Annotated in this window: 31 protein-coding genes; 19 read left to right on the top strand and 12 right to left on the bottom strand. The window is 60.6% G+C overall.

Annotated elements, in window-relative coordinates:
• Positions 1 to 214 precede the first annotated feature (214 nt).
• Positions 215 to 682 carry an aminoacyl-tRNA deacylase gene (locus RA20_RS19840; RefSeq protein WP_039132744.1) on the top strand — a complete coding sequence of 156 codons (468 nt, stop codon included), beginning with the start codon at positions 215 to 217 and terminating at the stop codon, positions 680 to 682.
• Positions 683 to 754: 72 nt separating this feature from the next.
• Here the strand turns inward: RA20_RS19840 and RA20_RS19835 are convergent, their stop codons facing one another.
• The gene (locus RA20_RS19835) at positions 755 to 1,033 is read right to left on the bottom strand and encodes a TFIIB-type zinc ribbon-containing protein (protein ID WP_039132742.1); all 279 of its coding nucleotides are present in this window, start codon (positions 1,031 to 1,033) and stop codon (positions 755 to 757) included.
• A gap of 153 nt (positions 1,034 to 1,186) precedes the next feature.
• Between RA20_RS19835 and RA20_RS19830 the strand changes: the two genes are divergently transcribed.
• Complete coding sequence (locus RA20_RS19830; protein WP_039132740.1) at positions 1,187 to 1,795, top strand: hypothetical protein; 609 nt, start codon at positions 1,187 to 1,189, stop codon at positions 1,793 to 1,795.
• Between the two features lie 10 nt (positions 1,796 to 1,805).
• Here the strand turns inward: RA20_RS19830 and RA20_RS19825 are convergent, their stop codons facing one another.
• Positions 1,806 to 2,213 (bottom strand): universal stress protein, encoded by a 408-nt coding sequence (locus tag RA20_RS19825; protein WP_039132738.1) that lies wholly within the window; start codon positions 2,211 to 2,213, stop codon positions 1,806 to 1,808.
• A 105-nt stretch (positions 2,214 to 2,318) separates the two neighbouring features.
• A complete protein-coding gene (locus tag RA20_RS19820) occupies positions 2,319 to 2,642 on the bottom strand; it encodes an antibiotic biosynthesis monooxygenase family protein (protein ID WP_039132736.1) in 324 nt (107 codons plus the stop codon).
• A gap of 154 nt (positions 2,643 to 2,796) precedes the next feature.
• Between RA20_RS19820 and RA20_RS19815 the strand changes: the two genes are divergently transcribed.
• Both RA20_RS19815 and RA20_RS19810 read left to right on the top strand, forming a co-directional pair.
• Positions 2,797 to 3,456 (top strand): hypothetical protein, encoded by a 660-nt coding sequence (locus RA20_RS19815; protein WP_052249098.1) that lies wholly within the window; start codon positions 2,797 to 2,799, stop codon positions 3,454 to 3,456.
• Between the two features lie 26 nt (positions 3,457 to 3,482).
• Complete coding sequence (locus RA20_RS19810; protein ID WP_039132893.1) at positions 3,483 to 3,968, top strand: HugZ family pyridoxamine 5'-phosphate oxidase; 486 nt, start codon at positions 3,483 to 3,485, stop codon at positions 3,966 to 3,968.
• Here the strand turns inward: RA20_RS19810 and RA20_RS19805 are convergent, their stop codons facing one another.
• The 3 genes from RA20_RS19805 to RA20_RS19795 all read right to left on the bottom strand — a co-directional run bounded on the left by RA20_RS19805 (position 3,969) and on the right by RA20_RS19795 (position 9,019).
• The gene (locus RA20_RS19805) at positions 3,969 to 6,254 is read right to left on the bottom strand and encodes a hypothetical protein (RefSeq protein ID WP_039132734.1); all 2,286 of its coding nucleotides are present in this window, start codon (positions 6,252 to 6,254) and stop codon (positions 3,969 to 3,971) included.
• A gap of 175 nt (positions 6,255 to 6,429) precedes the next feature.
• Positions 6,430 to 7,107, bottom strand: coding sequence for a hypothetical protein (locus RA20_RS19800; RefSeq protein WP_039132732.1), 678 nt, complete (start codon positions 7,105 to 7,107; stop codon positions 6,430 to 6,432).
• A gap of 268 nt (positions 7,108 to 7,375) precedes the next feature.
• On the bottom strand, positions 7,376 to 9,019 hold the full coding sequence (locus RA20_RS19795) for a lysine--tRNA ligase (RefSeq protein WP_039132730.1): 1,644 nt from the start codon (positions 9,017 to 9,019) through the stop codon (positions 7,376 to 7,378).
• A 237-nt stretch (positions 9,020 to 9,256) separates the two neighbouring features.
• Here RA20_RS19795 and RA20_RS19790 point away from each other — a divergent pair, with 237 nt between their 5' ends.
• The 3 genes from RA20_RS19790 to RA20_RS19780 all read left to right on the top strand — a co-directional run bounded on the left by RA20_RS19790 (position 9,257) and on the right by RA20_RS19780 (position 11,846).
• Entirely contained in the window at positions 9,257 to 9,679 is a 423-nt protein-coding gene (locus RA20_RS19790; protein WP_039132891.1) for a tellurite resistance TerB family protein, read from the top strand.
• Positions 9,680 to 10,107: 428 nt separating this feature from the next.
• Positions 10,108 to 11,319, top strand: coding sequence for a hypothetical protein (locus RA20_RS19785; RefSeq protein WP_039132728.1), 1,212 nt, complete (start codon positions 10,108 to 10,110; stop codon positions 11,317 to 11,319).
• A 119-nt stretch (positions 11,320 to 11,438) separates the two neighbouring features.
• Positions 11,439 to 11,846, top strand: a complete 408-nt coding sequence (locus RA20_RS19780; protein ID WP_082018073.1) for a DUF2513 domain-containing protein — start codon at positions 11,439 to 11,441, stop codon at positions 11,844 to 11,846.
• A 44-nt stretch (positions 11,847 to 11,890) separates the two neighbouring features.
• On the opposite strand, the gene RA20_RS19775 is transcribed toward RA20_RS19780, so the two are convergent.
• Positions 11,891 to 12,706, bottom strand: coding sequence for a cyclase family protein (locus RA20_RS19775; protein ID WP_039132724.1), 816 nt, complete (start codon positions 12,704 to 12,706; stop codon positions 11,891 to 11,893).
• A 118-nt stretch (positions 12,707 to 12,824) separates the two neighbouring features.
• Positions 12,825 to 13,736: a PLP-dependent cysteine synthase family protein gene (locus RA20_RS19770; protein WP_039132722.1), complete on the bottom strand. Its 912-nt coding sequence runs from the start codon at positions 13,734 to 13,736 to the stop codon at positions 12,825 to 12,827.
• A 116-nt stretch (positions 13,737 to 13,852) separates the two neighbouring features.
• Here RA20_RS19770 and RA20_RS19765 point away from each other — a divergent pair, with 116 nt between their 5' ends.
• The gene (locus tag RA20_RS19765) at positions 13,853 to 14,236 is read left to right on the top strand and encodes a winged helix-turn-helix transcriptional regulator (RefSeq protein WP_039132720.1); all 384 of its coding nucleotides are present in this window, start codon (positions 13,853 to 13,855) and stop codon (positions 14,234 to 14,236) included.
• On the opposite strand, the gene dacB is transcribed toward RA20_RS19765, so the two are convergent.
• Positions 14,224 to 15,708 carry a D-alanyl-D-alanine carboxypeptidase/D-alanyl-D-alanine endopeptidase gene (gene dacB / locus RA20_RS19760; RefSeq protein ID WP_039132718.1) on the bottom strand — a complete coding sequence of 495 codons (1,485 nt, stop codon included), beginning with the start codon at positions 15,706 to 15,708 and terminating at the stop codon, positions 14,224 to 14,226. The genes RA20_RS19765 and dacB overlap by 13 nt on opposite strands.
• Positions 15,709 to 15,837: 129 nt before the next feature.
• On the opposite strand from dacB, the gene RA20_RS19755 reads away from it, so the two are divergent.
• A complete protein-coding gene (locus RA20_RS19755) occupies positions 15,838 to 16,644 on the top strand; it encodes a DMT family transporter (RefSeq protein ID WP_193748884.1) in 807 nt (268 codons plus the stop codon).
• Here RA20_RS19755 and RA20_RS19750 read toward each other — a convergent pair.
• Complete coding sequence (locus RA20_RS19750) at positions 16,633 to 17,238, bottom strand: nicotinate-nucleotide adenylyltransferase (RefSeq protein ID WP_039132889.1); 606 nt, start codon at positions 17,236 to 17,238, stop codon at positions 16,633 to 16,635. The genes RA20_RS19755 and RA20_RS19750 overlap by 12 nt on opposite strands.
• Positions 17,239 to 17,823: 585 nt before the next feature.
• Between RA20_RS19750 and RA20_RS25525 the strand changes: the two genes are divergently transcribed.
• The 6 genes from RA20_RS25525 (at position 17,824) to RA20_RS19720 (ending at position 22,620) form a co-directional block, all read left to right on the top strand.
• Complete coding sequence (locus tag RA20_RS25525) at positions 17,824 to 18,018, top strand: hypothetical protein (RefSeq protein ID WP_152618568.1); 195 nt, start codon at positions 17,824 to 17,826, stop codon at positions 18,016 to 18,018.
• Between the two features lie 67 nt (positions 18,019 to 18,085).
• Positions 18,086 to 19,753 (top strand): energy-dependent translational throttle protein EttA, encoded by a 1,668-nt coding sequence (gene ettA, locus RA20_RS19740; RefSeq protein WP_039132712.1) that lies wholly within the window; start codon positions 18,086 to 18,088, stop codon positions 19,751 to 19,753.
• 98 nt (positions 19,754 to 19,851) lie between these two features.
• Positions 19,852 to 21,315, top strand: coding sequence for a P-loop ATPase, Sll1717 family (locus RA20_RS19735; RefSeq protein ID WP_039132711.1), 1,464 nt, complete (start codon positions 19,852 to 19,854; stop codon positions 21,313 to 21,315).
• 170 nt (positions 21,316 to 21,485) lie between these two features.
• Positions 21,486 to 21,857: an eCIS core domain-containing protein gene (locus tag RA20_RS19730; protein WP_039132709.1), complete on the top strand. Its 372-nt coding sequence runs from the start codon at positions 21,486 to 21,488 to the stop codon at positions 21,855 to 21,857.
• A gap of 134 nt (positions 21,858 to 21,991) precedes the next feature.
• A complete protein-coding gene (locus RA20_RS19725; RefSeq protein WP_039132707.1) occupies positions 21,992 to 22,213 on the top strand; it encodes a hypothetical protein in 222 nt (73 codons plus the stop codon).
• Positions 22,214 to 22,374: 161 nt separating this feature from the next.
• Entirely contained in the window at positions 22,375 to 22,620 is a 246-nt protein-coding gene (locus tag RA20_RS19720; RefSeq protein ID WP_039132705.1) for a hypothetical protein, read from the top strand.
• A 42-nt stretch (positions 22,621 to 22,662) separates the two neighbouring features.
• Here RA20_RS19720 and trxC read toward each other — a convergent pair whose 3' ends face one another.
• A complete protein-coding gene (gene trxC / locus RA20_RS19715) occupies positions 22,663 to 23,088 on the bottom strand; it encodes a thioredoxin TrxC (RefSeq protein WP_039132703.1) in 426 nt (141 codons plus the stop codon).
• Between the two features lie 139 nt (positions 23,089 to 23,227).
• Here trxC and RA20_RS19710 point away from each other — a divergent pair, with 139 nt between their 5' ends.
• From RA20_RS19710 to RA20_RS19700, 3 genes are all read left to right on the top strand, one after another.
• Positions 23,228 to 23,602, top strand: a complete 375-nt coding sequence (locus tag RA20_RS19710) for a hypothetical protein (RefSeq protein ID WP_152618567.1) — start codon at positions 23,228 to 23,230, stop codon at positions 23,600 to 23,602.
• 60 nt (positions 23,603 to 23,662) lie between these two features.
• A complete protein-coding gene (locus RA20_RS19705) occupies positions 23,663 to 24,232 on the top strand; it encodes a L,D-transpeptidase (protein ID WP_039132701.1) in 570 nt (189 codons plus the stop codon).
• A 209-nt stretch (positions 24,233 to 24,441) separates the two neighbouring features.
• A complete protein-coding gene (locus RA20_RS19700) occupies positions 24,442 to 24,651 on the top strand; it encodes a cold-shock protein (protein ID WP_039132699.1) in 210 nt (69 codons plus the stop codon).
• Positions 24,652 to 24,710: 59 nt separating this feature from the next.
• Here RA20_RS19700 and RA20_RS19695 read toward each other — a convergent pair whose 3' ends face one another.
• Positions 24,711 to 25,352 carry an arylesterase gene (locus tag RA20_RS19695; protein WP_039132884.1) on the bottom strand — a complete coding sequence of 214 codons (642 nt, stop codon included), beginning with the start codon at positions 25,350 to 25,352 and terminating at the stop codon, positions 24,711 to 24,713.
• A gap of 48 nt (positions 25,353 to 25,400) precedes the next feature.
• Here RA20_RS19695 and RA20_RS19690 point away from each other — a divergent pair.
• Positions 25,401 to 25,873 (top strand): ABC transporter ATP-binding protein (locus RA20_RS19690; RefSeq protein ID WP_039132883.1); only part of this gene is annotated, 473 nt, incomplete at its 3' end.

The following is a 25,873-nucleotide window of genomic DNA, read 5'->3' as shown; positions in this document are numbered from 1 at the left end:
ACCCCACAAACACCGCCGCCCGCCCCTCTTGCCCGACTCACCCCTTCGGGCGCAGACTGACAGGCACCAGAAACTACGGGGCGCCCCGGCTTACCGCTTGCTGCGCCTAGTTCTGACGCCGCACCAACCCCCGTGCCCCAAGACACGCCCGCGGCGCCCAAGACCTGAGCCTTCAGCGGTCGGGGGGTCCCACCCTGCATAGGAGGACCCCACGATGATCGCCTCACGCCTGAAACATCATCTCGAGGCACAGGGCCTGCCCTTTGGCACCGTCCGCCACCCCTATACCGCCACCGCGGCTGAATGCGCCGAAAGCGCCCATGTGCCCGGCGACCATCTGGCCAAGTCGGTGCTGATTCACATGGAGGAAGGCCCGGTGCTGGCGGTGATCCCGTCCAACCATCACGTCGACCTGCACGCGCTGCAGTCGATGATGGACCGCCGCCTCGGCCTGGCGCCGGAACATGAGCTGAACCAGGTCTTCGACGATTGCGACCCGGGCGCCGCGCCGTGCGTCGGCCAGGCCTATCATGTGCCGACCGTGATCGACGACAGCCTGACCGGGCTCGACAAGGTCTGGTTCGAGGCCGGCGACCACAAGACCCTCATTGAAATGAAGGGCCGCCACTTCGACCAGCTGATGCAGGACGCCAAACACGGCTCCTTCTGCACAGTGCACTGACTTTAGCGCACTGACTTTGGCAGCGGCCACCGGCCAGCCGCCCCCGTTTACTGGGGCGGCGCCTATTGCCGGTCAGAAATCGAACAGGTCTTCCAGGAAGTTCTTCTTTTTCTTCTTGTAGTATTTCTTGTCGTACTTCCGCTCGTCGCGCCGGTCATAGCCGCTGCTGCGCTCCTCATACCGCTGCTGCGGCTGCTGCGGTGCCGTTTGCGCAGGCTGTGCCGATCGCTCGATGATCTTGTCCAGCTCGCCCCGGTCCAGCCACACGCCCCTGCATTGCGGGCAATAGTCGATCTCGACCCCGGCGCGGTCGGCCATCACCAATGTGGTTCCGTCAATCGGGCACTGCATTCTGTTCTCCTTGCACAACTCTTGCACCACACGTGGGCAGCACCTCTGCCCGGCGCAAGGCAACGGCGCCGTAAAAACACAGTTTTTGCAGGATTCCGCCCATTCCCAGGCCGCTGACCCATGGTAAACTGCTCTCAAACCAAGGAGGCATGAATGAGCACCAGAACACTTCTCGCCGGATTTCTCAGCCTGATCCTGGCCTGCACGTCCGCATATGCCGGCGGCGGTGGCGGCGGTGAGGGCAGTCAAGGGGCAATCGGAGGATCCGGCCAGAGCAGCGGCCTGAACTCCAAAGCCACCAAAGCCGTGGTGACAACCCTGACCCGCGGTTTCGACCGCTGCGGCACCCTGCCCAGAGAATATAAATTCGACTGTTTCCGCCAGACCTACAAGCTGGCGGCGCAAAAGCTGAATGGCAACCAGGCCTACGCAGAAGCCTATAAGGCGCTGACGCTGGTCGAGGACACGCTGACCAAAGCGGTGAATCAAAACCTTGATCCCAGCCAGTCCCCCCGGCGCAAGGGGCTGAACTTCTACCGCGCAGTGAAACCCGCCGCGGTGCCGCAGATAAAGCGGCAGGCAGAGCGCTCGATGCGGCAGGCGGAAACCATTCTGCTGCGTTCACCCGCCAACAAGCAGGTGCATTACGCCCGCATCGCCGAAGCGGTGAATTCCAACAAGGTGCTGCTGCGCTCCGCCATGCTGCCCGGGGCCGCAATCCGGTTTGCCTGGCATTTCCTGAAAATGGCGGTCCCGGCCTGACCGCTGCCCCTCAGCGCACCACATGCACCGCACAGGCCGCGTGGCGCACCACGTGGCCTGACGTCGAGCCCCACAGCAGATCCTGCATCGAGGGGCGGTGCGAGGCGAGGATGATCAGATCCGGCCGGTTCTGCTCCGCCCAGTCCAGAATGGTGCGGCCGGAATGGCCCTCGACCAGCGCCCCTTCGGCGTTGGGCAGGGTCTGTGCCAGCCCGTCAAGCTCAGCCTGCAGCGCTGCGCGGGTGTCCGCCATGAAATCCGACGGAATATAAGAGATCGCATAGGCCGGCACCTGCTCGATCACATGCAGAAGCGTCACTTTGGCCCCCGGCGCTGACAAGAGCCGCGCCACCTTGAGCGGACCGGTCACATCGCGTTCCGGATCAAAGGAAATCGGCACCAGAATGTTGTGGTACATGGCAGGCCTCCATCGGTTGCTGTCCGTTTCAAGGTAGCCGTGCCGCGGGCCGCCTGCCTTGACCGGCGTCAAAGCAGGCGGGATTTTCAATGCCGGTGCAGAAGGTTAGGAGCCAAACACCTCCGCCACGTCATACATTACCGGCTCAAAGCTGCGGCACAGCTCGTTGATCTTGCGGTTGCGCTCGCGCATTTCGGGGCTGCGCAGCATCGCCATGAAGTCCTCGCGGCGGCGCCATTGCGAGTAATTGGCGATGCGGGTCTGGGCGTCATTCACATGCAGGCCGGCCGCAACAAAGCCGGGCTGTTTCGAGATGAACTCGGAATAGGCGTCCTGCAGCGCCTCCAGCAGATCCTGGCAGGTCCCGGGCGTCATCTCGAATGTGGTGATAACGGTCTGGATATCAGCGGTTTTTGCTATTTTTGGCATTGGCTCCTCCGTTGACTCCCCCCAGCCTACGCCCGTTCGCGCACAAAGCGCACCACCTTTTTTCACGATCACACCCATATGAAGTGCTCGCGCCGGTTAACACAACCTTAACCATAAGCCGGAACCCTTGCCGCATTCACCTAGAGGCTTTTGGATGAAATCTGCCTTTGCCGTCTGTCTTGCACTGGCGCTGGCCCAGCCGGCGGCCGGAGGTGCATGGCTGGAAAAGCCGGGACAGGGGTTTGCCGCAGCCAGCGTCACCTTCCGGCAAGCCGGCGGCCGGCGCGCGCATGAGCTGAGCTACTATGGCGCCTACGGGATAACCCAGAAGCTGACGCTGGGCGCGGACCTGAACCAGACGGCGGACGACTCCGGCCATGCGCTGATCTTTGCCCGCCTGCCGCTGCGGCAAGGGCGGCGCTACCGGCTGGCGCTGGAGACCGCGGCTGGCGGCAATCACGTGCAGGGCCTGTGGCACATAATGCAAAAGACAACCCTTTCCTACGGACGCGGGATCAACACAGCCCGGCACACCGGATGGCTGGCTCTGGATGCAGCTTATGAACTGCGCAACAGCGGCCGGGATGCGGTCTGGAAACTGGACGCCGCGGCTGGGCTTCACCGCCCCGGCAAGCTTGCTCCGATGCTGCAGGTTGAGACGTCCAAGCCGGAAAACGGCCGGTTTTCCTACACGCTGCGCTCTGCTGTGCGGTACCCCCTGAGCCGGCAGCAAGAGCTGGTCCTGGGGCTGGAATACCGCAGTGCAGGCCAGCAGAGCCTTGGCCTGCGGCCGGGCCTGTGGCAGAGGTTCTGAAACCGTTCATCAAACCGGAGATGCCGATGGCCAGCCCGATCCGGCCGACAGACGACGGCGCCCGCACTCTCGCCCGGAGCCTGCTGGCAGAGGCACGCTTTGCCGCGCTTGGCGTGCTGCTGGAGGACGGCAGCCCGCTGGTGACCCGGGTGGCCTTCGGGCTGGATCCGCAGGGGCTTCCGCTCAGCCTGGTCTCGGAACTTGCACAGCACACCCAGGCCCTGCGGCAGCACCCGGCCTGTTCGCTGCTGGCCGGCGAACCCGGCGCCAAGGGCGACCCCCTCAGCCATCCGCGGCTGAGCCTGATGGCACAGGCGGAATTCGTGCCCCGGCAGGATCCGGAGCACGAAGTGCTGGCCGCGCATTACCTGCGCAGCCAGCCTAAGGCAAAACTGTACCTCCAGCTCGCCGATTTCAGTTTTGTCCGCTTCCGCGTCACTGCAGCACATCTGAACGGCGGCTTTGGCAAGGCCTTCCGCCTGACTTCTGCTGATCTTCAGGAAACAGGCTGATCAGCTGTCCATCCGCATGATCACCTGGACATTGCCTTTGACCGCCTCTCCCCAGCGCAGCCGGACCTCGTCCTGATTGCTCCCCTGCTGGGCCTCGGTATAGGGGGTGATGTAGCGCGTACTGTTGCCGCTGGTCTGAAGCGGCCCTTGGGCGACAACGCTGTCGACATAACGGGCCCGGCCCTGGAACGGCAGCAGCCCCTCCGCCTGCACGGTCCAGGAAGAGGAGGCCGAGGACTGACTGTGCTGCACCCGCAGCGGATTGGAGGTTTGCGCGGTCACGTTGTGGAACATGTTTCCCGTGAAATCCACATTCTTGGATCGGCTGAAGTCCAAGTTGGAAAAAGTGGTATCCACCCGCTCCGCCCGGTCGATGCTTCCGTTGAGCGACCGGAACTTGTTGCCGGTGATGGAGACCCCGTTCAGAAAGTGGCCGCTGCCGTAGGGCCGTACAACAATGTAGCTGAACCAGTCAGCGACATCCCCGGACAGAAACACGTTGGCAGTCACCGACAGCGCGCTGAAGGAGAAACCGCCGGTGAAGTCCGGGGTCGGGTCGCGCTCGTTGGTCCATTGGATAAAGCAGTTGTCGATGTAGTTGTCCGACACGGTTGAGGTGCAATTGTTGCTGGTCAGCACAAGCCCGGCGGTGCGCACCCCGTTGGCGGTGCTGTCGCCCTGGAAAAAGTGGTTGCCGGTCACCGTGTTATTGCCCCCGCCCAGGATCGCGAAGTGCCGGAACCGGGTGGCCCGGTTGCTGCGCAGCTTGGCATCATTGTTGTTCACATTCAGGGCAATGCTGACCCGGTCCGGCACATCCAGCGGATCCTCGTTTGACAAGAACTGGCAATTGTCGACGAGGATCCCCTGGCAGCCGGTGCCGATCGAGGTGATGCCCCGGTTCAGCGGCCGCGAGATGAAGCAGCTGTCGAAGGAATTGACCGATCCTGAAGGAGCCAGGCGCACGGCGCTGCAGCGCCCGTTGCACTGGAACTCGATGTCTTGCAGGCCGAATTTGCTGAGCGAGCTGAAACCCTTGAAATCCAGCATGTATTTGAAATTCCGGAAGGTGTAGCTTTGGGTGCCTTCAGCGTCGTACAGCGCGGCACTGAGGGTCAGTTCCTTGGCGCCGATATCCCGTGAGCGCACATAGACCTCGCGGCCGACTCCGGCCCCTTCCACCAGCGCACCGACCGGGACGTTGGCGATGTTGGTGACATTGGTCAGTTTCTTGGAATCCGACGCGCTGTAGGTGGCCTGCGACCCTGACACGCTGGTGTCCCAGTCCGAGCTGCTGGCGGCCTCGATCTGGCCGTTGCGGATGATGCGGCGGGTGGCATAGGAGCTCTTGTTGGGAACCGCTGCCTGCATGTCGATCGGCCCGGTCACCGTGACCTTGCGGCCCATCAGGTCCAGAGATTCATGGTCGGCGCCGTTCAGCAGAGCCTGAAACGCTTTCTTGAAGCCCAGCTCCTCATTGCCGAAGGCAGCCGCATAGGCGGGAAAATCGAAATTCTTTGTCAGCAGCAGCATTTGGTCATCCGGCATCGAGACAGTTCCCTCAAACACCGCCTCGCTGCCCAGCGATACTGTGCTGCCAAGGTAGAACTCACCGGCGGGCACCAGGATGCGGCGCCCGTCCGCAGCAGCGTCGGCAGCCTCAAACGCGTCCGAGCAGTCAAAGCTGCCATTGCCCACAGCGCCATAGTCGGTGACATCCACCAGGCTCAGCATATCGCGCAGGAAAGCGCTGGTGATATCGGTGATTTCGATATCATCGATCCGCACCACACCGCCGTTGGCACCGGTCAGGTCGAGACCGAGGTGGCCGTAAGCGGCAGTGCGCCCCCAGGGCATGTCAACACCGCCGCGCTTGCCGCTGCCGACGATGCCGGTCACTTCCACCACCTCGCCATAGGCGGTCAGCGGCACCACCGGTGCGGTCTCGTCGACCCCGCTGATGTGGCCTCCGCTGCTATCGGCGGCCCAGCCGGCAATGCGCACCGAGGGCAGCGCACCGCTGATTGCCTTCACCCGCGCCTTGACCTGCAGATAGCAGCCCGGTTCCAGCGGTGTCTGCCCCATGAAACGCAGTTTCTGGATGCCCTCGGTCTTCTGCAACTCCAGGCAGCCGCCAAAATCGGAGACCGCTGCGGCAAAAACCGCATTGGCCGCGCCGTCATAGGTGTCGGAGCCTGGGGTGCCGTCGCCGCTGGACCAGACATCCAGACCATCCGCAAATGCGGGTGGCATCAGCGCCAGCCCCTCGGTGATTGCCTTGTTCATGGAAAACCCTTTCCTGCTACGCATCTGTCGCGTTCTGGAAAAGTGTTACAGGAGCGGGCTTAAAACCCGCTCAGCAAGGCGTACGCCGCTTAAGCAACACCGCAGTTGCTTCAGGCTTGCAGAAAATGCGCGTACTTCGTTCCTGACAGAACTTTCTGCAAATCATTCCGGTTGCTTAGCATTGCCAGGGGATCGCGCCCCCGCAGCTTGAACTGGCGGATTTCGGGCAGAACATCGGGCACCCCGAGAAAGGCATAGACCTTGCGCACCGCCTTGAGCAGGGTTGTGTGACTGGCAAAGGCTTCCTCATAAAAATCATGTGCACCCGGGCCGGATCCAGCGAGTCTAAGACTTCCAAAAGCCTGGCATTCTCGTTTTCAACGGCTTCCAGCGCCCTGAGCAATTGACCAGCTTCAAGTTTCACTCCCGCCAGTTTCTTCGATTTGGGGCAGCCGGTTCGGACCACTCCTGTTTGCTCCAGAACCCCGCTGGAAACGGCACGCGCCAGAACATTGCTGCGAACCAGACCGATGACCTGAATATCCGGGCGCTTGGCCAGGTAGGACCCCAGACCGGCATGGTCGAAATTGAGCGAGAACTCCTTAACCCCAATGGTTTGAATTCCGGCAATCCGTTTGATTGCGCTGTAGTCCCCCCGGGCTGCCTTACCCAGGTTTCTAAAGGTATTTGCACAGCGTTGAAGGCTCCGGTTGCCCAGCAGCGCATCCAGATAGGCCGCATCTTCGTTTTTGAAGAGGCCTGAAGCCCGTTGCAGCTTGCGCAGCCTGCTCCATTCTCCCAGCGCCTCTCCGTAGTTCAGAATGCCGGGATGCTGATTGAGCAGATCGACCAATGTGTTCGAACCGCTTCTGCCAAGTGTTAAAACAATGTGCTTCCGCGGGCGGCCTGAAGCACCCCTGTCAATACCGTCCCTCAATGCAATGCCTCTAGAACCCATCAAGCGTTAACACTGATCCGCAAACCGGCGGCTCAAAGGCATCTTAGCAATTCATTCCAAATTTTACATATATACTGAGGGATAGGTCATAGCTGTCAAAAAAAGCGCCCTGCGGCTGGAGGACCGCAGGGCGCAACCGGACATCCGGAACAAATCCGTAAGGTTAGGCCAATTCGCCTGCCAGCGCCTTTTCAATCAGCGCGATGGTGTCCTCAACGCCGTAAAGCGCGATGAAGCCGCCAAAGCGCGGGCCTTGGCTGGCACCCAGCAGCACTTCGTAGATCGCCGAGAACCAGGCGCGCAGCGGCTCGAACCCGTGGATCTTGCCGATGGCAAAGACCACCGACTGCAGAAATTCCTCATCTGCGAAATCGGGCTCGGGCAGCGGATCGTCGTTTCCTGCGATCTCGTTTTTCTTGGCAATCGCCGACAGCGCTGCCTCCGATGACTTCAGCGCGTCTGCCAGATCCTGCAGCGCGGCGCGCTCCTGATCGGTGGGCAGGCGGAAGGTCTTCGCCGGCTTCACGAAGTCGTTGAAATAGGCAACGGCAAAGCCCGCGGCCTGATCCATGCCGGGATGGGTCTCCGGGGTCGCGTCAGGGGCGTATTTGTTGATGAAGCCCCACATGGTCGCCTTGTCCTCGGCGCTGGAGGCGGAGGCGAGGTTCAGCAGCATCGAGAACGGCACCACCATATCCGACTGCGGCACGTCGCCTGCGTGGATATGCCAGACCGGGTTGTTCAGCTGTGCTTTAAGGTCTTGCCCGTGATAGGCGCGCAGCTGCTGGTGATACTCATCCACAGCCTTGGGGATCACGTCGAAATGCATCCGCTTGGCGGTTTTGGGCTTTTGGTACATGAAGTACGCAAGGCTTTCGGTCGAGGCATAGGTCAGCCATTCGTCGATCGAAATGCCGTTGCCGGAGGTTTTGGAGATCTTCTGGCCGTTGGCATCCAGGAACAGCTCATAGGTGAAATGCTCAGGCGCGCGGTGGCCCAGCACCCGGCAGATGCCGTCATAGATCGGCGTATTGGTGGAGTGGTCCTTGCCGTACATCTCAAAGTCGACGCCCAGCGCCGCCCAGCGGGCGCCGAAGTCCGGCTTCCACTGTAGTTTCACGTTGCCGCCGGTAACCGGCAGGGTCCATTCCTTGCCGTCTTCGTCGTCAAAGGTGACGGTGTAGGTCTCGGCGCAGACTTTCTTCATCGGCACGTACAGAACGCGGCCGGTTTCCGGGTGGATCGGCAGGAAGATCGAATAGGTCTGGCGGCGCTCTTCGCGCAAGGACTTCAGCATGATCGCCATGACGTCGTCATACTTTTCGACGGCGCGCTTCAGCACTTCGTCGAACTGACCGGATTCATAGAAATCCTTGGCCGAGTAGAAGTCATACTCGAACCCGAAGGTATCCAGGAACCGGCGCAGCATGGCGTTGTTGTGGTGGCCAAAGCTTTCGTGGGTGCCAAACGGATCCGGCACCGAAGTCAGCGGCTTTTGCAGATGGTCATGCAGGCTTTCCGGGTTCGGCACATTGCCCGGCACCTTGCGCATGCCGTCCAGGTCATCCGAGAAGCAGATAAGCTTGGTCGGGATGTCGCTGATCACCTCGAAGGCTTTCTTGATCATGGTGGTCCGGGCCACCTCGCCAAAGGTGCCGATATGCGGCAGCCCCGAGGGGCCATAGCCGGTCTCGAACAGCACATAGCCCTTCTCCGGCGCGCCCTTGGCATAGCGTTTGAGCACCCGGCGGGCTTCTTCAAACGGCCAGGCTTTGCTCTTGAGAGCTTCTTCGCGCAGATCAGACATGATGTTCTCCAACGGCGTCTGTGGGTTCAGGGAGTGCCAGCGGCGCGCGGGCGCGCTCCGGCACGCCTCTCTATTGTGCCAGTGCAGCATGAGTCAATAATGCCAGCCCTTGCGGGACAGGGTTTCGAGCGCTGGAACTGCGCAAAAATTGCCGCGGTGCCGCAGGCTGTTGTTGAAGTGCTGCGCAGGCGTACCTATCCTGATTGGGTCACAATATTGCAGATAAGGATTTCGTCCATGAGTGAGCAGACCCCGCACCCGATGACCCCGCAGGACTGCCTGGTGGCCCTGATGGTGGCGGTCTCGGCCTCGGACGAGAACATCCGCACCTCGGAGCTGGTCAAGATCCAGTCGGCGGTGAACATGCTGCCGGTCTTTGCCGATTACGATATCGACCGGGTCAGCCGCATTTCGCAGACCGTGCTGGATCTGTTTGAACAGGAAGACGGGCTGGCCGCCCTGTTCGGCCTTATTCGCGGCGACCTGCCGGAACGGCTGTTCGAGACCGCCTATGCGCTGTCCTGCGACGTGGCGGCCGCCGACGGCATCCTTGGCGAGACCGAGCTCGAGTTCCTGGCCGAGGTCCGTTACGAGCTGAACATCGACCGGCTGCACGCCGCTGCAATCGAACGCGGCGCGCGGGCACGGCATATGGTCTGAACAGGCCTAAAGGGGCCGGGGCATTGGCCCCGGCCTTGCAGACTTTTCAGAAAAATCTCTGCCCCGAAGGCAACCCGGCGCCGGATTGGCGGTTCGGGACTAAAGCGGCACGGGCGGAGAGTGTTTGCGCCCGCCGCTGACAGATGCGCTTGCACCATGGCCTGACCGCCAGCAGGGCGAACTCCCCCAGCATCAGGTCCAGCTGACAGGATTGCCGGCGGCTGCTTCGGCCCTTGCCGCCAAGCAGCGTGCGCGACCCTGAGGACGTTCACAGCATGGCCAGCCATTGCCCGCCGCGCAGAAGAAGCTCCCTGCACTTAAACGTTTAGCAACAAATTTTCTTCAAACACTTACTCAACTCAAAGCCGTTCAAATACCTGATAAATACACCATAACAGATTTTCATCACAAATAGCCGGAGCAACCTCATGCAGACTGTCATTCGGGACTACGACAACGCCTTCATCTGGGCCGAGAAGGAAATCGTTGAGACGGAAATTGACGAAGGCTCCTTCAGAAGCGTACGGACGCACTATGACGATGGCTTGTATGAGTACAAATCGTTCCTGAACGATATGCCCGTTGTTTTCCACAAGCATGATCTTGGCGACAACCACGATTTCCAATGGATTCAGGTTACATATGATGAAAACGGGCTTGTCGCCCAGCGGTCGGTCACCTTTGACAACGGCGTCGAGACAGTGGCGGAGTATGAAAACGGCATACGCGTGTCTCTCTTCCGGGACGATCGCGGCGATGTCATGGACTGGGGCTGGCGCAGCATCACTTACACCCCCGATGGCGAGCTGAACACCCGCACCACAACCCAGGACAGCGGTGTCGTGACTTTCGAAAGGTTTAACGACGGCATACGCACATTGCACCGCCAGGATGACGTCGCAAACACCCAGGACTGGGAGCGGATCGATACCGAGATCCTCTACAGCGGTTTTTACAATGACGATTTTGCAAACGTCGCACCGTTTTCCCGCACCACCTGGTTCGACAACGGCATCGTTAAAGAGGAAGTGCTTGAAAACGGCGCAACCACTTCGGTCGTCTGGCGGGATGAGGAGGATATCAGGGATTGGCGGTTTAAATCGACCTCATATGACACGGACGGAGGACTGGCGGGTCGCCACATCGTCTTCGACAACGGCATTGGGAAAATAGAGGAATTTCACAACGGCATCCGCAGCGCCCTGTACAAGTATGACACCAAAGATGCCCTGGGCTGGCGCTTCATCAGAATTGTGTATGATGCCGACGGCACGATCACCCTGCACGAAAAGCACAATGACGATGGTTCCATCACAACGTCTCATTTCGACAATGGAATCCGCTCGGAAACACTGCGCGAAGACAAGGATGATGTGTTTGAGTGGAACACAATCACCTCGCACTATGAAAACGGCGAACTGGCCTACAAAGAGACCACGCGGGACAACGGTGATACGCTGCTTGATATCTATGAAAACCAGCAGCGCACGCTGCGGCTGGAAATTGACGCTGACGGCAGCGACCCATGGGCCGTTGCAGTCACTGAATTCGGGGCTGGCGGGCATCAAACAGAGGTCTACGGCACAGCTGGTGACCTGCCCGAACCGTATCTGAACTACTATCAGGACTTTCTGGCATAAGGCGCCGCAGCCTCTCATCATATGTGCCTGGTGCATGGCGGCCTTGCACAACGCAAGCTTGCAACGCTCTTGACCTACTCCCATTTGGCGCTAGTTCGCACCGTATCGGGAGTCAGGTCATGGCTGCATGGCAGAGAGACATCGATGAAATCCGCAGGCTTCTCCTCGAGATAGAGGGGGGCCGGGACATGTTTTGTGCGCTTCCGCAGTCAACTGCTGAGGCCATGATGCTGCCGTCGGGCGATTGCCTGCCCGACGCTGAAGCCCGCAAACTTGCCTACCACCTCAGCCTTCTGGAAAGCGCAGGCTTTGCCAAATTCAGCCGTCTGGAAAATGCAAACTGGGTGGTACGGGGGCTGACCTGGAACGGTCATGAGCTTCTGGACAACATCCGCGCCGATGATGTTTGGCAAGCGGTGCGGGAACGGCACCGCCTGCTGGGCGGGTTCAGCATGGAAGTTCTCAGCGACCTGGCCAAGGAAATAACACGCGGCAAGCTGGGCAGGATGGAAGACACCCACGCCTGACGGCTGGCACCGGCCGGAACGCTGAAAGCACCGGCCGGAAGTTTTCACGCGATAGCTAGAATGCGGGCAGGCCCGCCGGAGCCGCCCCGGTGCGCGGGCGCACCGACAAACAATTGCGCGCCGCTGGCCGGGACCTGATCGAGATTGGCCAGGTTTTCAATCCCGTAGCGGTTCTGCGGCAGCCATGCGTAATGGGTTGCGAAGTCCGCAGACGGCCCGTGATCCAGTGACAGCGTGTCCACCGCCAGCGCCACAGCACCGGTTTCCAGCAGCATCTGTGCTGCCTCGACGTGGAAGCCTGGAAAGTGCATGACGCCTTCGCCGTCCGCATTGCGGAAGCCACCGCCGCCAGTCTTGCCGCCCCATCCGGAATGCATCGCCACGCAGGCACCATCCGGAATGCCGCCATGCTCAGCTGTCCAGGCCGCGATATCATCCGGTGTGACCTGGGCATCTGCGTTTTCGGCGGCGCGGGCGGCGATGTCGATCACGCAAAGCGGGCAAATCAGGTTCTGCACCGGGATTTCGTTCACCGCCTGACCGTCGGCCGAGAAATGCAGCGGCGCGTCGATATGGGTGCCGGTATGCTCATTCAGTGTCAGATTAAACAGGTTGAAACCGTTATCCTTAAAATTGAACGCCTGATTGATCTCCACACCCGGCTGACCAAAATAGGTCGGAAAATCCGCATCATAGGTATGAGTCATGTCGACCACCCCGCCATGTGCCATGGCAGTGGCGGGAGCCGCGGCCGCCGCACTCAGGGCGGCACCCGCAGCAACGGCGGCTCCAGCCTTGAACAGCGACCGGCGCGACAGCATCTGATCCTTGACGGCATTCATTACGCAAACGTCACACATTAGCTTCTCCCTGGATTGGCGCCGCCTTGCTGGCGGCTGCATCGACAGGAAACTAGCCTGAGTTGAACAATGTCAAACCGATGCGCCCTCCCCATCCTTCACGTCTGCGCCATTCCGGTCACCGGTGGAGACCGGAGTTCAAGTAGCGCAGACCGGTGTCGATCACTACGGTGACAACCCGTTTGCCCGGGCCCAGCTCCCTGGCTCGCTGCAGCGCCGCCCAGATATTGGCACCCGAGGTGATGCCGCCCAGAAGCCCCTCCTGCTGTGCCAGCCGGCGTGCCGCGGCAAAGGCGTCTTCATCCTTGACCGGCACCACCTCGTCTATCAGATCGCGGCGCAGGATTTCCGGCACAAAGGACAGGCCGATGCCCTCCAGCTGATGAGTGCCGCCAGTGTCGCCGCCCGAGAGGTTGCGCACGTGATAAGGCTCGATGGCGGTGATGCGGGTGTCCGGGTTGTGCTGTTTCAGGATCTCGGCATTGCCGGAAATGCAGCCGCCGCCGCCCGCCGCCATGACAAATTCATCCACCGGGCCGTCCAGCTGTGACAGGATTTCCCGCGCCATGCCGTGATAGCCGCGCTTGTTGTCCATGTTGTTGACCTGGTCGGTCCAGAACACCCCGGGTTCCGCCGCCAGCTGTTTGGCGCGGGCAATGGTGCGGTCGATTACGCTGGCGGTCAGGACACCGCCTTCGGCGTGGATGATCTCAACCTCGGCCCCATAGGCCCGCATGGTCTGCAGCTTTTCCTCGGAAAACGCGTTTGAGGAAACGAAATGCGCCTTGTAGCCGCGGGCTGCGCAGACCATCGCCAAAGAGCTGCCGGTGCTGCCCCCGGTGTATTCCACGACCCGCCCGCCCGGCTGCAGTTCGCCCCGGCGTTCGGCCCCTTCGATCATCGACAGCGCCATCCGGTCCTTCATGCTGCCGGTCGGATTGGCGCCTTCCCACTTCACATAGACCTCCGCACTGTCCGGCCCCGTCATGCGGGTAAGCCGCACCAGCGGCGTGTTTCCTATCGCTTGCATCCTGGTGCCTCCTCTTCTGCACGACTCACTTGCAATTTAAAAGTCACTCTGCAGCAGTGGCTTTCATTTTGAAAGCCACTTACAGTAGCCCTGCATGATTTTCCCGGAGTCCTCTCATGACCCAACCGAAAACGCCCTTCCGCTCACGCTGCTCGATTGCCCGCACGCTGGACATCCTGGGGGACAAATGGACGCTTCTGGTCGTGCGCGACCTGATGTGGCACGGCAAGCATACCTTTCAGGAGCTGCAGGCCAGCGAGGAGCACATCGCCGCCAACCTGCTGTCAGACCGCCTGAAGCGGTTGATGACATTGGAGCTGATTGAGCGCGAGGCCTACCAGGACCGCCCGGTCCGCTACCGCTACAGGATGACGGAACAGGGCCGCAGCCTGGAGCCGGTCTTGCTGCAGATCATGGGCTGGGGGCACACGCATCTGGGCGGCGGGCTCTATGATCCGCAAACCGGCGAGACGGTCGCAGAGGCCCGTCAGCTGCCGTAAACAGCACCCCAGCGTTCGATCAGCTGCTGCTGCAGCTGCTTGGCACGGCGGTTCCAGCTTCGGGCGCCCTTGGGCCGCTCCCGCTGCGCGCGCGGGATGCGGGCACGGGCCTTCTGGTCGGCGGTGAAGATGGCAAAGGCCAGTTCGGTACCGTCGGCCGCAGTCATGAAGCCGCCGAGACCGGAGACAAAGTTCAGCGTGCCGGTCTTTGCGGCGACTGTAATCGGGTGGCCCTTGAGGATCCGGCCCTTGGCATCGCGCATCGGGAACCGTTTCAGCAGCGGTTTCAGATGCCCCGCCCTGTAGGCGGCGACCAAAGCCCCGGTGAGGTCGCCGGGCGTCATCCGCGAGGCATCGCCCAGGCCCGAGTGATCCACCAGCCTGGTGCCGGACATGCCGTACTTGCCGGCCGCCCAGCGGCTCATTTCCGCCGCCGAGGCTTTCAGTGAGGCAGGCCGCCCGGCGCGTTTGGCGGTGGCGGCCATGCCGATCATCTCGGCCATCAGGTTGTTGGAATACTTCAGCATCGCCTTCAGCATCACATCCATCGGCGGGCTGTGGTGCTGCGCCAGCAGCTGCGCGGACGGCAGCGATTTGACGGTCCTGGCCTTTGGCAGGGCAATGCCATTGGAGCGCGCCAGGGTGCGGAACACATCCCCCGCGTAAGCGCCCGGGTTGCGCACCGGCAGCCAGCGCGCGCCGCCTTTGCCCAGCGCCTTGCTGGCCACGGTCCACTGGTCCACCCCGCCCTTTTCGGCATAGGTATAGACCGGCACCGCACGGGATTGGATCTGCATCCGGGCGGTGGCAACCTCGGGCCGGTATTTTTCGGTCCGCGCGTCCATGGTGATCGCCCAGCCGCTGGAAGCGCGTTTCCACTCGAAATGAACGCGGTTGAAGTTCAGGGCGATACCGGCAACCGCCGGGGAATAGCCAACGTGGTCGGGCTGGCCCGGATCAATCGACTGGATCCTGGGAAGTGCCCCGTCCCAAACCAGGAATTTTCCCCGTACTTCGCGCACTCCCGCGCTCTTCAGGGATTTGGCAAGCAGGGCAAGATGATCGGTATTGAGCATAGGGTCGCCGCCGCCGGCCAGGATCAGATCGCCCTGGACGACGCCGCCGGACACGCTGCCGGTGGCAAGGATGCGGGTCTCAAAACGATGCCCCGCCCCCAGCACATCCAGCGCATAGAGCGCGGTCAGCGCCTTGGCGACACTGGCGGGCGGCAAAGCTTCGGCACCGCCGGAGGATTCCAGCACCCGTCCTGTCTTCACATCCGCAACCGCACAGACCGCATGGCCAGGCAGCTTGGCGCGTGCCAGCAGCGCCTTGAGACCGTCGCCGCCTGCTGCCAGGGAACTGGTCCGGCGGGACACGGGGCGCAGGGAAACGGCCGGGGCATTGGCCAATGCAGAAGAGCCCGCCAATGCGGCAAGCCCGGATGTCAGGAAAAACCGGCGTGAGATCATGTTATCTTTTTAGGCCCAGGAGCTGCTCTTCTTCAATCCCCGGCATCCGGCATTCCGCCGTGAAATCCGGGCTTTTGCGCCCCGGGAAACCCTGCTACCGCTGGCGCCATGTTGCAGGCAGTCATCCTCATGTTCGCGGCCATGTCAATGATCCCCGCGGGCGATCTGTGCGGCAAGCTGCTGACCGGCAGCGGATTGGCCGCCCCGGCCTTTGTCGCCTGGTCGCGGTTCGCCATCGGCACCGCGCTGATCCTGCCCTTTGTGCCGCGCCGGGCCTATTCGCTCTTGGGCGACTGGCGGCTGTGGCTGCGGGCCGGGCTGCTGACAGGCGGTATCTTCTCAATCCAGTTTGCGCTGGTAACCGAGCCGCTGGCCAATGTCTTTGCCGCCTTCTTCATCGGCCCGATTGTGAGCTACGTGCTGTCAGTGCTGCTTTTGCGCGAGCAGGCCACGCTTTTGCGCAGCCTGCTGATGGCGCTGGGATTCCTCGGCGTGCTGATCGTGGTGCGTCCCGGTCTGGGCGGCTCCATCAATCTCCTGTGGGCGGTGCTGGCGGGCTGCTTCTACGGCGCTTTCCTGACCAGCTCACGCTGGCTGGCGCATGTGGGCTCGCCGCTGGAGCTGAGCCTGACGCAACTGCTGCTGAGCGCGGTGCTGATGCTGCCGCTGGGCCTCAGCAACCTGCCCGAGCTCACTCCCTCTACTGCCGCGCTGACGGTGGGAAGCGCGGCATTTTCGATGATGGGCAACCTGTTGCTGCTGTTTGCCTACAGCAAGGTGCAGGCGGTGAAGCTGGCGCCGATGGTCTATTTCCAGCTGGTGGCCGCGGTGGGGCTGGGCTGGGCGGTGTTCAGCGACCTGCCCGATCTGTGGACCTGGGCCGGGCTGGCGGTGGTGCTGTCGGCGGGGCTGGCCTCGGCTGCCTTACGCCGCTGACCACTCGCCGCGGGCGCGGATCTCGGTTGAACTCACGTCCACCATCGGCACGTTGACAAAGCACCAGGCCGGGCTTTCGGCCTGTGCCAGAAGATGGCTTACGCAGCCTTTCCGCATGGCGTGCCGGTAGATCGTCGCCGCAGGCGAAAACCGCGCCGAGATCCGGTCGTTCGGGCGGGCCAGGACGCCCACCGGCACAGTGTCCAAGATCTGCCGCCAGTCCTTCCAGCGGTGGAAATGAGTGAGATTGTCGGCCCCCATCAGCCAGACAAAACGCACGCCGGGATGGCGGCGGCGCAGGTGGCGCAGGGTCTGCGCGGTGTAGCGGGTGCCAAGGTCGGCTTCGATGCCGCTGATATGGATGCGCGGATGCCGGATCAGTTTTTCGCAGGCATCAATCCGCCGCCCCAGCGGCGCCGGCTGGCGGGATTTCAACGGATTGCCCGGCGACACCAGCAGCACCAGGTGATCGAGGCCAAAGGCCGTCAGCGCGGCCCGCGCAATCGCCGCATGGCCCCGGTGCGGCGGATCGAAGGATCCGCCGAGCAGCCCGACGCTCTGCCCCGGACGGATATGCGGCAGCTTGCAAACCATGAAGGCCTTGATGCGCATAATCTGCGGGGGAGATCAATCACATGTTGAGCGGTGCCTTCACGCAACAGAGGGCAGCGCACGGAACAGTTGGAGTTGCGTTGCTTTGCAAACTGCAAGCTCATTAGCTTCGTTCAAGGGAACCTTGGCAGAGCTAGCTAGTTTATCCAACAATGTTCATCAAAGTACGCCAGTACTTCCGGAAGCCCGTTCAAGCTGATTTTTCGTTCCCCAAGCGAGGACGTTACATGAACAACTGCCTGTGGATCGCGGGACAAGGCTGACAACATCGCCCTGACAATTTTTGCATCATCAGATTTCCGTTTGGGCAATAGACGATGCGGACCAGGTTTCTTGTTTTGAATGTATGCGAATAATTTGCGCCCAACACTCAGCTGGGCAGGGAACCTTCTGGGAAGATCTGACCCAAGACCAACCATCGGCGTTATGGCATTGCGGTACTTCGACCCCCAAAGCAACAGGGACATCGACGCTTCCCGGGAATTGCAACCCGGCTGATCGCAGCGGAGTGCCTGGTAGGAATGGCCATCCCGGTCTGTCTTTGCCTCAATAACGGACCACCCCTTGATGACCGTTTGGTTCTTAATCTCCAGCGCACTGGCGAAGGAAGACAGCGACAAGGAAGCGAGCAATGCGCACATAACGGCCGAAGATCTCAAATCTATTCCTTTCAATTCCAGTCGGCTCGTTTGCGAACCGTTGCGCCCGCTGAAAGGCCTGCCAAGCCAAGCACACAGCGGCGCTCAGCAAGGTAACCTTTGAATTGCCCCGCCGCCGCCCATCCGCTATCACTCCCGCCAGCGATTTCCCCCCTTAACGGAGCGAGCACATGGCCTCCTACCAGTACGTCTACCACATGCAGGGTGTCTCCAAGACCTACCCGGGTGGCAAGAAATGCTTTGAAAACATCCACCTCTCCTTCCTGCCCGGTGTGAAGATCGGTGTGGTCGGTGTCAACGGCGCCGGTAAATCTACGCTGATGAAAATCATGGCCGGCCTCGACAAGGATTTCACCGGCGAGGCCTGGGCCGCGGAAGGCGCCAAGGTCGGCTACCTGCCGCAGGAGCCGCAGCTGGACGAGAGCCTGAGCGTGCGCGAAAATGTCATGCTCGGCGTCAAGGAGAAGAAGGACAAGGTCGACCGCTTCAACCAAATCGCGGTTGAGATGGCCGAGAACTACACCGATGAGCTGATGGCCGAGATGACCGAGCTGCAGGACGCCATCGATGCGGAAAACCTGTGGGATCTGGACAGCCAGGTCGACGTCTCGATGGAGGCGCTGCGCTGCCCGCCGGATGACGCCAACATCGCCGACCTGTCGGGCGGTGAGCGCCGCCGCGTGGCCCTGTGCAAGCTCTTGCTGGAAGCGCCCGACATGCTGCTGCTCGACGAACCGACCAACCACCTGGACGCCGAGACCATCGCCTGGCTGCAGCAGCATTTGATCGACTACAAGGGCACCATCCTCTGCGTCACCCACGACCGCTATTTCCTGGATGACATCACCGGCTGGATCCTTGAGCTGGACCGCGGCCGCGGCATTCCTTACGAGGGCAACTACTCGGCCTGGCTGGAGCAGAAGGCCAAGCGCCTGGCGCAGGAAGCGCGCGAAGACAAGGCCAAGCAGAAGACGCTGGAGCGCGAACTGGAATGGATGCAGCAGGGCCAGAAAGCCCGCCAGGCCAAATCCAAGGCGCGTATTGCTGCCTATAACGAGATGGCCAGCCAGTCCGAGCGTGAAAAGGTCGGCCGCGCCCAGATCGTCATTCCGAACGGCCCGCGCCTTGGCTCCAAAGTGATCGAAGTCAACGGCCTCGCCAAACACTTTGGCGACAAGCAGCTGATCGAAAACCTGGAATTCTCGCTGCCGCCGGGCGGCATTGTCGGCGTGATCGGCCCCAACGGCGCCGGTAAATCGACCCTGTTCAAGATGCTGACCGGCCAGGAGCAGCCTGACGAGGGCACCGTGGAATACGGCGACACCGTAAAGCTGTCTTATGTCGATCAGTCGCGCGACGATCTGAAGGACAATGAAACCGTCTGGGAGGCGATCTCCGGCGGCGCCGAGATCATTGAACTCGGCGACGCGCAGGTGAACTCCCGCGCCTATTGCTCCTCCTTCAACTTCAAGGGCGGCGACCAGCAGAAGCCGCTGAGCCTGCTGTCCGGCGGTGAGCGCAACCGCGTCCACATGGCGCGGCTGCTGAAAGAGGGCGGCAACGTGCTGCTGCTCGACGAACCGACCAACGACCTGGACGTGGAAACCCTGCGGGCGCTGGAAGACGCGCTGGTCGATTTCGCCGGCTGCGCCGTGGTGATCTCGCACGACCGTTTCTTCCTCGACCGGATCTGCACCCACATCCTGGCCTTTGAGGGCGACGCGCATGTGGAGTGGTTCGAGGGCAACTTCGAGGACTACGAAGAGGACAAGAAGCGCCGCCTGGGACCGGACGCACTGGAGCCCAAGCGGCTGAAGCACAAGAAGTTTGTGCGGTAGACAAGGGCATTGGGAGAGCGAACTGCTTATCGCTCTCCCTGAAGTTCATTCACAAAACATAATTTCAAGTTTCAACTAAAGTTAGAGGCGGTGCTAAGATGAACCCAACGACAAACGATCAAGCCCTTCTGAAGGAAATTTCAAAATGGAAGCTGGAAGCGGCGGATGAAGACTCTCAACGCTTCTTTTACCACTTGGATGACGTGCAAAATCTGGAGAATGGCGAATATTCAATTGTCATTGGAAGAAAAGGAACCGGAAAAACTGCCATTTGCAGGTACTTCGAAACCAGTTCGCAACACAACAGGTTCAGCCTGAAGTTATCTTTTAAAGAATTCCCCTTCAACCTACTTTACTCTTTAGAAGACAAAAATTTCACCAATCCAAGTCAGTACATTTCACTCTGGAAGTACTTCATTTACAATTCCGTTCTGAAAATGATGTCAACAAATCACGGCATCAACTCAGAATTTCGCATGAAAATAGACAAACTCTATCCCGAAGATGACTTTCAGTACATCGGAACATTAATGCAAAAATGGACAAAGGGATCGTTCGGCCTTGGGGTTTTTGGCGTCTCCGGGCGCGCATCTGCGGAAAAAGAAGATGTGAAAATTGAAGAGATCTGGCCTGATCTCATCCCCGCCATGGAGCGACTCATTGTAAATAATATTGATCACTCACAGTATTTCATCGTTTTCGATGAACTGGATGAGGATTATCGAAATTATTGGGATGACAAAAGTCGAGATCGGTACATCTCTCTGATAACCAGCCTTTTCAAAGCAGTCTCCAACGTGCGCCGTGTATTCTCAGATAACGGATGCAACATTAAGCCAATAATCTTCTTGCGCGATGATATTTACGAACTTCTCTCGGACCCGGACAAGAACAAATGGGAAGATCACAAAATCAATCTCGCTTGGAAGAAAGACAACCTTAGAAGAATGATTGCTTTCAGGATCGCAAGATCACTTGATAGAGATTCCAACAACTTCATTTTTGACGAAGAGTGGGGAAAAGTAGTTGGCACCTCCACAGTGGGGATTGGGAAAAATAGAGGAAAAAACGTTCATTCATTCGACTACATTCTCAGCCTCACGCATTCTCGCCCTCGTGATCTTGTGCGCTTTCTACGAGATGCAGCTCGCTCTTCAGTTGGACAAGGCCACAAACTAATTTCTGGAGACACGATTAGAGGCGTCGACGGGGATTTCTCCACCCACTTCCGAGAGGAACTTTGCAACGAGATCGGCGGACTCATACCAGATATTAACAACCTCTTGTCACACTTAGGAGCATCCCACAAACAAAGATACAAGTACGAGGATTTTATAGGCTATCTCGAAGAGTATCAAGAAAGCGAGGATTGCGATCCCCAAACTCGACAACTGACACCGCAAGCAATTGCTAAAATCCTCTTTCACTTCAGCATTATTGGGAATGCACAGAAGCCACACAATCGCCCAATATTTAAGTATCAAAGAAATCACCTCGCAATAAACACAAATGAACCCTTGGTCGTTCATCGCGGTTTAGTTAAAACACTAGGACTAAGATAAAGCTAGAAAGTTAACTCCCAAGTGGCCGATCTGAGGTGATTTTCCTCACCCCAGATCGCCATTTTTCTAATCAACTAAACACGACCATTTTGTCCTTCTCCCAACCTGCGCTACCCTCACCACAGGCGCCCCGCGCCTTGTGTTGGTTAAAGCGTTGGAAAGGATCCCCCATGGCTCTGAAACCGGAAGAGGTGAAGGCTGAGGTCGAGGCGACCAAAGGCCGGAAAGCCAAGCGCAAGAAGCTGAAGACCGCGCCGGAAGGCACCACCGAGAAGAAACTGCCCGGCGATCTGCGCAAAGGGCTGGAGGCGCATTTCGGCGGCAGCCTGGGCAAGGTGCGGGTGCATATGGGCGGCAATGCCAAGGAGGTCTGCAAGGAGCTGAAGGCCAAGGCCTTTACCGTGGGCAACCATGTCTATGTGGCCAAACCTGCCTTTGCCAAGGACTCCTACCTTCTGGCCCATGAGATGGCGCATGTACTGCAGCAAGGCAAAGGCAAGATGCCCAAGGCCAAGGACGGCGTCGCACTGGTTTCCAAGTAGCGCAGGCATTTTTCTGCAGCAATCGCCCGCAATCGCCACAATCTTAACCTTATTAAAACAAACTTAGCCGGAAGATGAGGTTGATAAACACAACCGCAGGCGGGTTAAGCTGCAGGCAGCAGATCGGAGGCGTCATGGCTTGGGCAGGACTTTTTCTGGGAATGATCGCGGGTTTTTCCGCGGCGGTGCTGGGATATACGGCAGCGGGACTGCCGCTGTGGGCCAGCGTGCTGCTCTACCCTGCCGCCGGTTCTGCCGTGACCGTTCTGGCGACCGCCGCCCTGGCCTGGCGCAGCCTGGCTCAGGAGCGCAACGCGCCGCAGCATCCGGCCGAACGCAGTCCGGCCACGGCCTGAACCGGCCAAGCAGCGGCACGGCACCAGAGTTTACCACTTTTGACATAATCAATTGGCCGTGACTCTCGCGAAAGAGTGAAAACCCTCGCCTTTTGCATAGTTGCCTTACAGATCCGGCTGCTTACCTTGTTATTGGGATGCAATAGCAGGGGGAAACCAGCATGGCTTGGGTGAGCGCAGTATCCGGTGCATTGGGCGGCCTGGTTCTGGCTGTTGCCGCCGGAATTTTTGGCGGCTGGCCGGTCTGGCTGATCCTGCTGCTTTACCCCTTCACTGCCGCCGCTCTGATGCTGATTGTGCTGGCCTTCCTGTACTGGCGCCAAAGCCGCCTGGACAGCAAACGCTCCGGCGGCCAGAGCACCGCAGCCTCCGCAATGCCGCGGAACCTGGGGGCTGATCTCTACTGATCCGCGGCGGGCCATTCCTTTGCAGCGTCTAAAGCCGGGTGTTCAGCCCCGCAGCCAGCTGACGATCTGCCCCTGGCTCAGCGCGCCGGCCTGGCGCTTCTTTTCCTTGCCGCGTTCAAAGGCCACCAGCGTGGGAATGCCGCGGATGCGGTAGCGGGCGCCGGTGGACTGGTGGTCCTGGGTGTTGAGCTTGACCAGCCGCGCCTTGCCGCCAAGCGCCTTGGCCGCCTTGGAAAACTCCGGCGCCATTGCACGGCAGGGGCCGCACCAGGGGGCCCAGAAATCCGCCACCAGCGGCAGATCATCGTTCTGCACCGCTTTCTGCAATGTGGCCGGATCCACATCCACCGGTTTGCCCGGCATCAGCGCCGCGCCGCAAGAGCCGCACTTCGGCCCCTTGGAAAGCTTTTCTTCCGGCACCCGGTTCAGCTGGGCGCAGGACAGGCAGGTCAGGGTCTTGGCGCCCATGGCGGCTCCTCCGGTTGCAGTTCCGCCCTGATAGCGGCAGCAGCAGCGGCTCCGCAAGAGAGGCCTGCGCGGCTTCACAAAGCTGTCACCGGGGCTGGCAGCAGCGGAACACTGCTTCAATATCAATTCTATGAAACAGATGCTCCGCCTCCTTCCGCCCTTGGCCGCCGTTCTGATCGCTGCAGAATTGGCACATGTCCTGAACCTTACAGCCGGTCTGGGGGCGCACCCCTGGTGGGCCGCAAAGGTGATCTGGCTGGGCGCCCTGCCCGGCCTGGCGCTGGCGCTTGCCGCCTGGCGGCTGCAGCTGCCGCGCTGGCTGGCAGCGGCAGGCTTTGCCGGTTTTGCGGCTGGCGCCTACACGGTCGCCAGTGCCGGCAAAACCCGGTTCGCCGCGTCTTATGCCGAAGACCTGCTGGCCGGGCAGTTCTGGTACTTTGGCTGGATTGCCGTCTGCGCCCTGGCAGCAGCGGCGCTTGCAACAGTTGCCCGCCCTTCTGCGCAAACCCGTTGACCGGGTCCGCCAGCCGCCGGAAGATGACAGGAGAGGCAACAAAAGTTCGGGAGATTGGCCATGATAACACGCCGGAAGATTCTGAGCACGGGCATGGCGGCCGCGGCGGCGGTGCTGCCGCTGCCAGCGCTGGCACGGAAGAAAGATCCTGAGGTCTTTGATCCCACACCGCAGGAGGTGCGCATCAAGAAAGAATTCGCCCCTGGCCAGATCCTGGTGCTGCCGCGGTCTTTTTATCTCTACTACGTGACCGAACCCCGCAAGGCGATGCGCTATGGCGTTGGTGTCGGCAAGGCCGGGCTTGAGTTCACCGGCTCTGCAGTGATCCAGCGCAAGCGGGAATGGCCCAGCTGGCGCCCAACGCCGGAAATGATCGAACGCGACCCCCGCGCCTATGCCAAGTTCGTCGACAATGAATATATTCAGCCGGGCGGCCCGAAGAACCCGCTGGGTGCGCGCGCGCTCTATCTGTATCAGAACGGTGTCGACACCTATTTCCGCATCCACGGCACCAACCAGCCGCAAACCATCGGCCACTCTGTGTCCAATGGCTGCATCCGGATGCTGAACGAGCATGTGACGGATCTGTACGAGCGGGTGCCGCTGGGCACCGTGGTGACGGTTCTTTAGGCACAGTATTGCCGGAATCTGCGTCGAAACCCCGCGTCATTCCGCATTTTTCTTGCGCTAACAGGGTTTCATACCCAATTGTGTCATCGCGACGTTACGCGAATGCCATCACTGTACCCTGCGCGGCGCGGTCATGATCATCTGCAGACTTTGCCGGCCTGCCGCAATCCGCGGGCAGATAATTTGAGACGACTTAGGAGTATGAGACGATGGCCACTGGCACCGTCAAATGGTTCAACACCACCAAAGGCTACGGCTTTATTGCGCCCGACGAAGGCGGCAAGGACGTTTTTGTCCACATTTCCGCAGTGGAACGCTCGGGGCTGACCGGCCTGGCGGACAATCAGAAAGTGACCTATGAACTGCGCGCCGGCCGTGACGGCCGCGAGTCCGCAGTGGATATTGCGCTGGTCTCCTGATCCGGATTTCCAATCCAGAGTAAGAGAATTCAGACAGCCCTGCCATTCCGGGGCTGTTTTCAGTTGCGGATGCTCTCAACCAGCTGCAGCGCGGCCGGCCCCAGCGCCGCCACGTTCAGCGCCACTCCTTGGGCGTTGGGGTGGATGCCGTCGTCCTGCATGTAGGCCTGCGCCGCTGCAGGATCCCCGCCCGCTTCTGCCGCGATGCCGGCAAAGGCATCCGGGTGCAGCACCGCGCCGAAGGCCCGGGCCAGCTCCGGGTAGATGGCATCAAAACTTTCCTTGTACTCGGGCCCGTAGTTCGGCGGCGCCTTCATACCGATGAGCATGACCTCGATCCCCTGGGCCTCAGCCGCCTGCAGGATGCGGGTCAAATTGGCGCGCGCCTCTTCCGGGGAGAGCCCGCGCAGCAGGTCGTTTCCGCCCAGCAGCACAATCAATCCGTCGGGGTTGTCAGACAGGGTCCATGCGGCACGCTCTGCCCCGCCTGCAGTGGTATCGCCCGAGACACCGGCATTCTGCAGCGTCACTTCGGCGCCGTTTTCGTTCAGCCAGCGCTCGAGCTGCGGCACCAGCCCCTGGCCCTGCGGCAGCCCGTAGCCCTGCACCAGGCTGTCGCCAAAAGCAGTGATCCGCAGCGGCTCTGCCCAGCCAGTACCCGCAAAAAGCGTCAAACTCAGCAGGGCCAGTATCTTGTGCATCACCGCAAACACTCCATATCCGATAGGTGGATCCAACAGGCAGGCCCGATGACCAAAGAAAACAGCCCCGTTCTGCATCTCTTAGATGCGTCTTTGACCCTGAATAGCAATACCGGCCCGGTAGAGATTTTGCACGGCATCTCGCTGGACGTGCAGCAGGGCGAGACCCTGGGGCTGATCGGCCCGTCCGGCTCGGGCAAGTCGTCGCTGCTGATGCTGATGGGCGGGCTGGAGCAGGCAACCGGCGGCCGCGTCGCTGCCCTGGGCCAGGATTTGACTGCAATGGATGAGGACGCCTTGGCACGCTTCCGCCGCAGCAGCATGGGCGTGGTATTCCAAAGCTTTCACCTGATCCCGACCATGACCGCCCTGGAAAACGTGGCAACGCCGCTGGAACTGGCAGGCGTCAAAGATGCTTTTGAACGGGCCCAGGCAGAGCTGGAGGCTGTGGGCCTTGGCCACCGCGCGGGCCACTTCCCGGCGCAAATGTCGGGCGGCGAGCAGCAGCGGGTGGCGCTGGC

The organism is Leisingera sp. ANG-Vp (assembly GCF_000813725.1).
In the GTDB taxonomy this organism is placed as follows: Bacteria; Pseudomonadota; Alphaproteobacteria; order Rhodobacterales; family Rhodobacteraceae; genus Leisingera.
The sequence above is the reverse complement of the archived record's forward strand: the minus strand, read 5'-3'. Positions and strand labels throughout refer to the sequence as shown.

What these genes read in the sequence shown, in the direction of transcription:
- RA20_RS19710 (WP_152618567.1), top strand. Translation starts at nt 23,228, where the DNA reads ATGCTCCGCCTCCTTCCGCCCTTGGCCGCCGTTCTGATCGCTGCAGAA.
- RA20_RS19770 (WP_039132722.1), bottom strand. Translation starts at nt 13,736, where the DNA reads ATGCAAGCGATAGGAAACACGCCGCTGGTGCGGCTTACCCGCATGACG.
- RA20_RS19695 (WP_039132884.1), bottom strand. Translation starts at nt 25,352, where the DNA reads ATGCACAAGATACTGGCCCTGCTGAGTTTGACGCTTTTTGCGGGTACT.
- trxC (WP_039132703.1), bottom strand. Translation starts at nt 23,088, where the DNA reads ATGGGCGCCAAGACCCTGACCTGCCTGTCCTGCGCCCAGCTGAACCGG.
- RA20_RS25525 (WP_152618568.1), top strand. Translation starts at nt 17,824, where the DNA reads ATGACCGTTTGGTTCTTAATCTCCAGCGCACTGGCGAAGGAAGACAGC.
- RA20_RS19735 (WP_039132711.1), top strand. Translation starts at nt 19,852, where the DNA reads ATGAACCCAACGACAAACGATCAAGCCCTTCTGAAGGAAATTTCAAAA.
- RA20_RS19705 (WP_039132701.1), top strand. Translation starts at nt 23,663, where the DNA reads ATGATAACACGCCGGAAGATTCTGAGCACGGGCATGGCGGCCGCGGCG.
- dacB (WP_039132718.1), bottom strand. Translation starts at nt 15,708, where the DNA reads ATGATCTCACGCCGGTTTTTCCTGACATCCGGGCTTGCCGCATTGGCG.
- RA20_RS19840 (WP_039132744.1), top strand. Translation starts at nt 215, where the DNA reads ATGATCGCCTCACGCCTGAAACATCATCTCGAGGCACAGGGCCTGCCC.
- RA20_RS19815 (WP_052249098.1), top strand. Translation starts at nt 2,797, where the DNA reads ATGAAATCTGCCTTTGCCGTCTGTCTTGCACTGGCGCTGGCCCAGCCG.
- RA20_RS19725 (WP_039132707.1), top strand. Translation starts at nt 21,992, where the DNA reads ATGGCTTGGGCAGGACTTTTTCTGGGAATGATCGCGGGTTTTTCCGCG.
- RA20_RS19805 (WP_039132734.1), bottom strand. Translation starts at nt 6,254, where the DNA reads ATGAACAAGGCAATCACCGAGGGGCTGGCGCTGATGCCACCCGCATTT.
- RA20_RS19750 (WP_039132889.1), bottom strand. Translation starts at nt 17,238, where the DNA reads ATGGTTTGCAAGCTGCCGCATATCCGTCCGGGGCAGAGCGTCGGGCTG.
- RA20_RS19810 (WP_039132893.1), top strand. Translation starts at nt 3,483, where the DNA reads ATGGCCAGCCCGATCCGGCCGACAGACGACGGCGCCCGCACTCTCGCC.
- RA20_RS19820 (WP_039132736.1), bottom strand. Translation starts at nt 2,642, where the DNA reads ATGCCAAAAATAGCAAAAACCGCTGATATCCAGACCGTTATCACCACA.
- RA20_RS19700 (WP_039132699.1), top strand. Translation starts at nt 24,442, where the DNA reads ATGGCCACTGGCACCGTCAAATGGTTCAACACCACCAAAGGCTACGGC.
- RA20_RS19780 (WP_082018073.1), top strand. Translation starts at nt 11,439, where the DNA reads ATGGCTGCATGGCAGAGAGACATCGATGAAATCCGCAGGCTTCTCCTC.
- RA20_RS19785 (WP_039132728.1), top strand. Translation starts at nt 10,108, where the DNA reads ATGCAGACTGTCATTCGGGACTACGACAACGCCTTCATCTGGGCCGAG.
- RA20_RS19775 (WP_039132724.1), bottom strand. Translation starts at nt 12,706, where the DNA reads ATGTGTGACGTTTGCGTAATGAATGCCGTCAAGGATCAGATGCTGTCG.
- RA20_RS19730 (WP_039132709.1), top strand. Translation starts at nt 21,486, where the DNA reads ATGGCTCTGAAACCGGAAGAGGTGAAGGCTGAGGTCGAGGCGACCAAA.
- RA20_RS19835 (WP_039132742.1), bottom strand. Translation starts at nt 1,033, where the DNA reads ATGCAGTGCCCGATTGACGGAACCACATTGGTGATGGCCGACCGCGCC.
- RA20_RS19830 (WP_039132740.1), top strand. Translation starts at nt 1,187, where the DNA reads ATGAGCACCAGAACACTTCTCGCCGGATTTCTCAGCCTGATCCTGGCC.
- RA20_RS19765 (WP_039132720.1), top strand. Translation starts at nt 13,853, where the DNA reads ATGACCCAACCGAAAACGCCCTTCCGCTCACGCTGCTCGATTGCCCGC.
- RA20_RS19795 (WP_039132730.1), bottom strand. Translation starts at nt 9,019, where the DNA reads ATGTCTGATCTGCGCGAAGAAGCTCTCAAGAGCAAAGCCTGGCCGTTT.
- RA20_RS19790 (WP_039132891.1), top strand. Translation starts at nt 9,257, where the DNA reads ATGAGTGAGCAGACCCCGCACCCGATGACCCCGCAGGACTGCCTGGTG.
- ettA (WP_039132712.1), top strand. Translation starts at nt 18,086, where the DNA reads ATGGCCTCCTACCAGTACGTCTACCACATGCAGGGTGTCTCCAAGACC.
- RA20_RS19825 (WP_039132738.1), bottom strand. Translation starts at nt 2,213, where the DNA reads ATGTACCACAACATTCTGGTGCCGATTTCCTTTGATCCGGAACGCGAT.
- RA20_RS19755 (WP_193748884.1), top strand. Translation starts at nt 15,838, where the DNA reads ATGTTCGCGGCCATGTCAATGATCCCCGCGGGCGATCTGTGCGGCAAG.
- RA20_RS19720 (WP_039132705.1), top strand. Translation starts at nt 22,375, where the DNA reads ATGGCTTGGGTGAGCGCAGTATCCGGTGCATTGGGCGGCCTGGTTCTG.